Source organism: Vibrio makurazakiensis, assembly GCF_050337375.1.
Classification (GTDB): Bacteria; Pseudomonadota; Gammaproteobacteria; order Enterobacterales; family Vibrionaceae; genus Vibrio; species Vibrio makurazakiensis.
Genome location: NZ_JAKJSW010000189.1, coordinates 1 through 8,198 on the forward strand (window position 1 = coordinate 1; position 8,198 = coordinate 8,198).

General features: G+C 40.3%; 8 protein-coding genes and 1 pseudogene. 4 read left to right on the forward strand and 5 right to left on the reverse strand.

What is annotated here, in order from left to right:
• From potC to potA, 3 genes and pseudogenes are all read right to left on the reverse strand, one after another.
• A pseudogene (potC, locus tag L4C33_RS17180) lies at nt 1-487 on the reverse strand (spermidine/putrescine ABC transporter permease PotC); the annotation flags it as partial.
• Nucleotides 487-1,344 carry a spermidine/putrescine ABC transporter permease PotB gene (gene potB, locus L4C33_RS17185; RefSeq protein WP_428813633.1) on the reverse strand — a complete coding sequence of 286 codons (858 nt, stop codon included), beginning with the start codon at nt 1,342-1,344 and terminating at the stop codon, nt 487-489. The pseudogene potC and the gene potB, both read right to left, overlap by 1 nt.
• Nucleotides 1,328-2,443 carry a spermidine/putrescine ABC transporter ATP-binding protein PotA gene (gene potA / locus L4C33_RS17190; protein WP_428813634.1) on the reverse strand — a complete coding sequence of 372 codons (1,116 nt, stop codon included), beginning with the start codon at nt 2,441-2,443 and terminating at the stop codon, nt 1,328-1,330. The genes potB and potA overlap by 17 nt, the downstream gene beginning before the upstream one ends.
• Nucleotides 2,444-2,774: 331 nt before the next feature.
• Here potA and L4C33_RS17195 point away from each other — a divergent pair, with 331 nt between their 5' ends.
• The 4 genes from L4C33_RS17195 to ttcA all read left to right on the forward strand — a co-directional run bounded on the left by L4C33_RS17195 (nt 2,775) and on the right by ttcA (nt 6,202).
• On the forward strand, nt 2,775-3,581 hold the full coding sequence (locus L4C33_RS17195) for a DUF2189 domain-containing protein (protein WP_428813635.1): 807 nt from the start codon (nt 2,775-2,777) through the stop codon (nt 3,579-3,581).
• Nucleotides 3,574-4,422, forward strand: coding sequence for a glucosaminidase domain-containing protein (locus L4C33_RS17200; RefSeq protein WP_428813636.1), 849 nt, complete (start codon nt 3,574-3,576; stop codon nt 4,420-4,422). The genes L4C33_RS17195 and L4C33_RS17200 overlap by 8 nt, the downstream gene beginning before the upstream one ends.
• Before the next feature lie 16 nt (nt 4,423-4,438).
• Nucleotides 4,439-5,092 (forward strand): DUF2987 domain-containing protein, encoded by a 654-nt coding sequence (locus tag L4C33_RS17205; protein WP_428813637.1) that lies wholly within the window; start codon nt 4,439-4,441, stop codon nt 5,090-5,092.
• 216 nt (nt 5,093-5,308) lie between these two features.
• Nucleotides 5,309-6,202: a tRNA 2-thiocytidine(32) synthetase TtcA gene (gene ttcA, locus L4C33_RS17210; protein WP_428813638.1), complete on the forward strand. Its 894-nt coding sequence runs from the start codon at nt 5,309-5,311 to the stop codon at nt 6,200-6,202.
• 98 nt (nt 6,203-6,300) lie between these two features.
• Here ttcA and uspE read toward each other — a convergent pair whose 3' ends face one another.
• Both uspE and fnr read right to left on the reverse strand, forming a co-directional pair.
• Nucleotides 6,301-7,248, reverse strand: coding sequence for a universal stress protein UspE (gene uspE, locus L4C33_RS17215; RefSeq protein WP_428813639.1), 948 nt, complete (start codon nt 7,246-7,248; stop codon nt 6,301-6,303).
• A 133-nt stretch (nt 7,249-7,381) separates the two neighbouring features.
• Nucleotides 7,382-8,128: a fumarate/nitrate reduction transcriptional regulator Fnr gene (gene fnr / locus L4C33_RS17220; protein ID WP_428813640.1), complete on the reverse strand. Its 747-nt coding sequence runs from the start codon at nt 8,126-8,128 to the stop codon at nt 7,382-7,384.
• Nucleotides 8,129-8,198 lie beyond the last annotated feature (70 nt).

Below are 8,198 nucleotides of genomic sequence, written 5' to 3' on the forward strand. Positions count from 1 at the left end.
CTTTTGCAGCTTCRAGCATCTTCACATCAAAACCATTGAGGCGACTGTAAACTGTCACGACGACAAATGGCAGGCAGAATGTAATATGAGCGACCAATAGAGTAAAGAACCCTAGCTGTACTCCCATTACTAGAAATAACGCCAGTAATGAAATTGCCATTACAATGTCTGGAGACATCATCACGATGAACAACATCGAGTTGACGGCGCGCTTCCCTTTAAACTGATAACGGAATAGGGCAACGGCAGTTAAACTGCCAATCATCGTTGCAGCCGTTGCTGAAAAAACCGCAACATTCAACGAGTGCCATGCCGCTTGCATTAAGCTGTCGTTATTAATAAGCGCGTCATACCACTTTGTCGTGAAGCCACCCCATTTCATCCCAAATTTATTTGCATTAAATGAGTTTGCAATCAAAACAATAATCGGTAGATACAAAAAAGCGTATACCAGAGCCATAAAGCTGAACTTAACTGAGCGTCCCATTAATCTAGCTCCACGTTTTTATTCAATATTTTGCCGGCTCGATAGTAAGCATAAAGCATCACAGCCATCGCCGTTGTTAACGCAATACTGGTTGCAGCTCCAAATGGCCAGTCTCGGGCGTTGAGTACCTGACTCTTAATGACGTTACCGATAAGTAGATTCTTCGCACCACCAAGTAGATCTGCAATGTAGAACATGCCAAGAGCAGGGAGTAGAACCAATAAACAACCACCAATAATACCAGGCATAGTTAAAGGCAAGATTACTCGAACTAAGGTTTGAAACTTGTTTGCACCTAAATCCTTAGCGGCTTCTAAATAGGTATCGTCTAATTTCTCGATCGCTGAATACAAAGGTAAAATCATGAACGGCAATAAGATGTAGACTAAGCCAATCATTACAGCAGTTTCGCTATACATAATCCGCAATGGTTTATCTATGATATCAAGCGCCAATAAACCTTTGTTTAATACCCCTTGAGTACCAAGTACAATCTTTAGTCCATAAGTGCGAATCAAAGAGTTGGTCCAAAACGGAACAATCACCAAAAACAGCATTATTGGACGCCACTTTTCAGGCATCTTGGCGATGATGTAAGCAAACGGGTAACCAATCACTAAACATAATAGTGTTGCGACGATCGCCATGTAGAACGAGTGCCATAGCACTTTAATGTACAAAGGATCAGCAAGACGCAGATAGTTATCTAACGTAAACGTCATTTCTATCAGGTTTGCTTCATCACGAGTTAAAAAGCTGGTTCCGATGATCATCGCATTAGGAATCAATACGAAAAGCGTCAACCAACCAACAATCAGTGCGATGATTGCTTTTTGAAGATTAAATACCTTGTTCATCTTTCAGTACCACTTCCCAGCTTTCAACCCAAGTAATAGCGACCTTTTGACCAAGAGAGTGATCAACATCTGGATCATCTTCATTGAAGAATTCGCTAACCATGACACGCATACCTGATTCCAGTTCRACAACGGAATCCAATGTCATACCTTTGTAGGTTCTATCGACAACATGCCCAACAATGCCACGCTGTTCTGATTCTTTAATCTCTTCGATACGAAGGTCTTCAGGTCGAAGTAGGACTTGTAGACTTTCACCTTTTGAAACTTCTAGGTCGTGATAAACAACAGACTCACAACCTTCGATGGTTGCAGAGATGCGTTTATCATCAAGTCGCTCAATGGCTGTTGCATCAAAAACGTTAATTTCGCCAATAAAACGAGCGACGAACAAGTTTTTAGGCTCTTCGTAGATCTCTCTAGGTGTACCGTCTTGTTCAATGACGCCATCACGCATAACAATGATACGGTCAGACATTGAAAGAGCTTCTTCTTGATCGTGAGTAACAAATACGAAAGTAATGCCTAATTGGCGTTGCAACTGTTTCAGTTCAATCTGCATTTGTTTACGCAGCTTGTAATCTAAAGCAGAAAGAGATTCGTCGAGCAATAGAACCTTGGGCTTATTCACGACAGCGCGAGCAATGGCAATACGTTGCTGTTGGCCACCTGAAAGCTGATGAGGCTTACGCTGCGCCATTTGTTCAAGGCGAACCATTTTTAATGCTTCTGTTACGCGTGGTTCTATTTCGCTACTTGCTATTTTTTGCATACGCAAACCAAAAGCAACGTTCTCGAACACAGTCATATGCGGGAAGAGTGCATAGCTTTGGAAAACAGTATTGACGTGTCTTTGCTCAGCAGGAGTTTGAGTAACGTTTTGTTCTGCAAGTATTATCTGACCACTATCTGCAGTTTCAAAACCCGCAATCATTCTTAAAACTGTGGTTTTACCGCAACCAGATGGGCCTAATATCGTGAGGAACTCACCATGATTAACGTTCAAATCGAGATTGCCGATGACTTCCTTACCATCGAAACTTTTACTAATACCAGTCAGCTGTACTACTGGTTTTCCTACTGTTTGTTTAGCGTTCAATGTCTGTTTTTCTCCACCTTGGCCTTAAAATTTCGACCTGTTGCTATCCACTTTGAGGCGCGCATCATAATCACCAAAAGTGTGAAATCAAAGCATTTTTTCTTATTGAAAGATAAAAAATTTCACAGGTAAAAGTAAACATTCCTTACCATACTGTATTTATAAGGTTTGCTTTGCCACTAAGTGACTAATTATCAATCAAATAGTGGATAAAGCAAGGCTYGTTACAGAATCAAATTTTAGTTTCTATATGACATATGCGTATAATGAAGCCAAATTTTTATCAACAAGTTAGGTGGCTTCAAATTCAGGAGCAAACCTAGGAAGTAATATGAATAACGATTTTGAAAAAGATGTCAATTTAGGCGGAAGCATAGAGCGCGCACTTTCTGGTGACTATGAATTAAAAGCTACTGCTGTATTTCAAGAAGCATGGAAACAAACGATAAGTCACTTCTTGTCATTCTCTCCAGCAATCTTAGCGTTATTGCTTATTCAGCTCGCTATTTTCTATATCGCACTGCAGTTACAGTTGGGTGACCCTGGTGTGATCTTAGATRCTTTCCAAGACCCTGAGTTGTTTGGCCCGCACATTGTTGAATCTATTTTTATTGCTAACTTCAGTTATGAAGTTGTCAGTGCTCCAATATATGCAGGTATAAGCTTGATGGCCATGAGCCATGCTGCCGGCCTAAAGACAAAAGTTAGACACATTGGTAAGGGGCTACAATTCACAGTGCCCGTTATTATGGCGACTATGTTTAGCCTTATGATGCAGGGGCTATCTGGAATGTTACTGCCGTTCTTATCTATGTACTTTTCGTTGGCGTTCAGTCATTCGATTCTTTTGATTTGCGAAAAACGTGTTCCGCCAATGCAATCACTGCTTCTATCACTACGCGCTGTTAACAAAAAGATTTTTGTTGTCGCAACCGTGTACCTTGCGGTGATGTTGATGTTCATTGTTGCTGCAATGATGTACGGAATTGGTTTGATTTTCGTTTTGCCTTTCTTCTTCCACGTGAAAGGAATTTTGTACCGTGAAATGTTCGGCATCAAATTGCAGATCGTTGCAAGTGAGCGACCTAAAGATGATGACCAGGACCAAAACAAAGATCCACAGGTGTTCGATGCGTAACAAGATCACTTCTAAAGTCGGGTTTAGACTTATAGCTATTTCTGCGTTTGGTGCCTTTTCAGCAATAGGGCCCTACATTTATGAAACAGAGGAAAGGCGCACTAAAAAGTCTAAGAGCAGCGAAATAGTTACAACTCAGAGTAACTCTTCTGATACTAGCTTTAGCTCTACTACCCCAGACTTTGCATCAATAAGTGATACCAAGCAGAAGAAACAAGCCTTCTTTGATTACTTAAGACCTAGCATTGCTCTTGAAAATAACCGTATTCTCAAAGAGCGAAGCTTTTTAGAACGTTTAGCTCAGGATTCCTCGAAGCAGTGGACTGCCGAGCAAACTGAGTATGCTAAGCGACTAGGAAAGCTATATAGCATGCCTTTAAAAAGTGGTGTAATCAGTGAAAGCTGGATTACAGAAATGCTTGCTAAAGCGAATATCCTACCTGAAGCTCTTGTACTGACGCAGGCTGCGAATGAGTCTGGCTGGGGAACATCACGTTTTGCAAAAGAAGCGAATAACTTCTTTGGGCAATGGTGTTACACCAAAGGTTGTGGTGTCGTTCCGTTACATCGTAACGAAGGCAGTAGCCACGAGGTCGCGAAATTCAGTTCAATTCAAGAATCTGTACATCGTTATTTTATGAACGTAAACCGCAATCAGGCATATGCAGATTTACGGACTATTCGAGCTGATTTAGTTAAGCAAGGTGAAGACCTTTCAACGCCACAGGCCGCAACTCAATTGACCGATGGCTTATTAAAATATTCAGAGCGAGGTGCTGATTACGTCACTGATTTACAGGCGATGATCAGACATAATTCCGTATTCTGGACCCAACCATAAAAATAGAATTAAAATAATGAGAAAAACAACTCTAGCATTATTCACCATGCTTGGACTTACCTGTACTTTGCCAGTGTCAGCTCAAGAGTATATGTTTACCTATTCTAAGCTTTATACCCAAGTGAAAAATAACCTTAAAGAAGGGCATGATGACGTAAAAGTTGGTGTGTTCTTTGTGAATGCAAAGACAAAGCAGCTTTGTACTATCGAAAAAGCTTGGATGRAAAAAGAAGAACACTACGAAGAGTTTGTTATTCCTTCAAGTAATGAGTTACCGCTTCCAGTTGATAATAACCTTCGTTCTGCCAACCCATTAGTATTTGTTCAAACTCAAGCTGAAGGGCAGTGTGACTATTCTTTAGTTGTGATGACAAAAAAGAGCCTTGAAGGTAAGGTTACTTACGAAGAGTTGGAATCATTACTACCTCAGATGCAAGCTATGCTAGAAGATTTGAGTGGCATGTTTTCAAGTTGGTTTACTCCTGATGTTACCGGCGTGACTTTAGAATTTGCAAATCAACTGAACAGTGAAATCCAGTTGTCGAATGGTAAAGTAGTACCTATTGAAGAAGGCAAAGCACAACTCAACTTAGCTGAAGTTGGCGAGGGTGGGTCAATGGTGTTACCACAACCAACATTGCGCGTATTACCATACATTTCTGCTCAATAGTATCTACAATAGATTTTTAAATGGGTAGCATTCGTGCTACCCATTTTTGTTTCTAAATACCTTTCTAGTCACCAACTTTCACCGCAAACTATAATTTCGAACCTTTATATCTATAGACTGTTCCAACCTAATCTAAAAAACCGTATAATCCGCGCCCTATAATGAATCCATCTAGGAAATCAACCGTCGATACCCTCGACAGTGTGAGAAGTCGCAATGAATCAGACAGATACAAGAAAAGAAACACTGGAATACAACAAGCTTCACAAACGTCTTAGACGAAATGTTGGTAATGCAATTATCGATTACAACATGATCGAAGAAAATGACGTGGTAATGGCGTGTATCAGTGGTGGTAAAGACTCATTTGCGATGCTAGACATTCTATTAAAGCTTCAAAAAGCTGCGCCAATTAAGTTTGAAGTTGTAGCTGTTAACTTGGATCAAAAACAACCAGGTTTCCCTGAGCATATTCTGCCAGACTATTTCGAAACGTTGAACATTCCTTACTACATCGTAGATAAAGATACTTACTCTGTAGTTAAAGAAAAAGTGCCAGAAGGAAAAACTACATGTGGCCTTTGTTCACGTTTACGCCGTGGTACATTGTATTCATTCGCAGAAAAAATTGGTGCAACTAAGATTGCCCTTGGCCACCATTTGGATGACATCGTAGAAACTATGTTTTTAAACATGTTCCACGGTGCGCGTTTAAAGGCTATGCCACCAAAACTTCGCTCAGATGATGGCCGTAACGTCGTAATTCGTCCACTGACTTACTGTCGTGAAGAAGACTTAATCAAATATGCTGAGCATCATGAATTCCCTATCATTCCTTGTAACCTTTGTGGTTCACAAGAAAACCTACAGCGCCAAAATATCAAAGCGATGCTGATTGAATGGGATAAGCAAACACCTGGACGTGTAGAAAAGGTATTTAAGTCAATTCAAAACGTTAGTCCAAGTCAACTGGCAGACAGAGAGTTGTTCGACTTCATCAACCTTCCTATTGACCGAGAAGGCAGCCGCGAAGAGTATGAATTTACCGAAGCAACAGTGTCCTCAACTAATATTGATGAGTCGATGTTTATCGATGTAACGAACATCTAGCGTCAAGCATCGTAGAATTCTGTTTCCAATAAAAAAACCAAGCATATGCTTGGTTTTTTATAAAGGAGCTAATAACGTCGCGTTAAATTGGCGAAACGTTAGGCTGTATGGTTAGGGTCCAGTGGACTAACGTAACCATTTGGCTTTAACGCTAAAACATCACAATTAATCTTATCGATAACATGTTCTGCTGTATTGCCAATGAACACCGCTGAAAGCCCAGTTCTGCCTGTAGTACCTAAAATCACCATCGCAGCTTTATGTTTTTCAACGGCATCTGGGATAACATCTTCAGGCAAACCTTGCTCTACAAACGTTTGCTCTTCGTTCATCCCATGCTTTTGTCTTAGCGCTTTCATCGAGGTTAAATGATGTCCACGTACAGCGTCTGTGTACGATGTTGGGTCAAACTCGGGAAGCTCTATTGTGATATTTGCGGGAGTCACGGGGTAGGCATTCACGATAAATGGTTGAGCATCTAACCTATTAGATATCTCTAATAGCCTATCGACCATAGTATCGTTTAACTCTAAGTGTGTATCATTCTCTGAACCTACGTGTACGGAGGCAAGAATGTTAGCTTCTTCAGGCCAAAAAGCATTTTTAACCAGTAATACAGGGCTAGGGCACTTTCTTAATAGATGCCAATCCGTTGGAGTAAAGATGACAGACTCTAATGTGTCATGCTTTCGAGTACCTTTAATCAACAGTTCGTGTTGTCCACCAAATACTTCTGCGATAATCGCTTCATACGGACGGTTATGCCATACGACTTTAACGTCGAATTCAATTGAGTCATCAAGATAAGGCTCAGCAACCTTCTTCATCCATACTTCACGCTGACCAATAACGCCACGACGCATAGCATCACGCTCATCAACAGATAGCATTGAAGTCATCTCATAAGAGAAGTCATAGATAGATAAGAAGAAAGTAATACGGCTTTTGGATACGCTTTTTTTTGCTAATTGAATAGCTCGCGCGAGGGCTGGTTGCTTATCATTATTAATGTCGGCAACAACAAGGATTTTACTATAAATACTCATAACAAAGCCTACTATAGAACTTGAATCATATAGTTAATGTAGCTTAGTTAATTAGAGAAGAAGAGAAATAAAAGGGGATTTAGGTAAGAAACTTGATGTAGCTCATCATAGAGCTACATCATTGATAAATAAGTTATTCTTTTGATACACCAGCTAGCTCCATTAGAGCATCGTGATCTTCAATAGTAATATATTTACCTTTAACACTTAGGATATCTGCTTTTTGGAAACGACCTAGCAAGCGGCTAATTGTTTCAACCGTTAAACCAAGGTAGTTACCGATATCACCACGCGTCATCGTTAAACGGAATTCTCTTGGACTAAATCCACGTTGAGAAAAACGAGTTGATAAATTGTAAAGGAATGCAGCTAAGCGTTCTTCTGCGTTCTTTTTAGAAAGCAAAAGGATCATTTCTTGGTCGCCTTTAATCTCATTACTCATAAGACGCATAATTTGCTGGCGAAGCTTAGGCATTTTACCCGAGAGATCATCAAGGATATCGTAAGGGATCTCACATACCATAGATGTTTCTAGAGCTTGAGCAAAACTAGGGTGCATATCTTCAGTAATGGCGTCGAAACCAACCAAATCACCTGCTAGGTGGAATGCTGTAATTTGCTCGTCACCTTGCTCGGTGATGGTGTAGCTTTTAATCGTACCAGAGCGAATTGCGTAAAGAGATTTAAGTTCATCTCCTGCTTTAAATAGCTCTTGCCCTTTTTGAATAGGCTTCTTACGTTCAATGATTTGATCGAGTTGATCAAGCTCAGTTTCGCTAAGAGTAAAAGGGATACACAGCTGGCTGATGCTACAATCTTGACAATGAATAGCACAACCACCTGATTGAACACGTTTCGTTACAGGCTTTTCAGAAATCATAACAATCTTTCACTATTTGATATACGTCAATATTTTAGCATCCATTAATACTTATGGATAGTAAAAAAAC

What these genes read in the sequence shown, in the direction of transcription:
- fnr (WP_428813640.1), bottom strand. Translation starts at nt 8,128, where the DNA reads ATGATTTCTGAAAAGCCTGTAACGAAACGTGTTCAATCAGGTGGTTGT.
- potB (WP_428813633.1), bottom strand. Translation starts at nt 1,344, where the DNA reads ATGAACAAGGTATTTAATCTTCAAAAAGCAATCATCGCACTGATTGTT.
- L4C33_RS17200 (WP_428813636.1), top strand. Translation starts at nt 3,574, where the DNA reads ATGCGTAACAAGATCACTTCTAAAGTCGGGTTTAGACTTATAGCTATT.
- ttcA (WP_428813638.1), top strand. Translation starts at nt 5,309, where the DNA reads ATGAATCAGACAGATACAAGAAAAGAAACACTGGAATACAACAAGCTT.
- uspE (WP_428813639.1), bottom strand. Translation starts at nt 7,248, where the DNA reads ATGAGTATTTATAGTAAAATCCTTGTTGTTGCCGACATTAATAATGAT.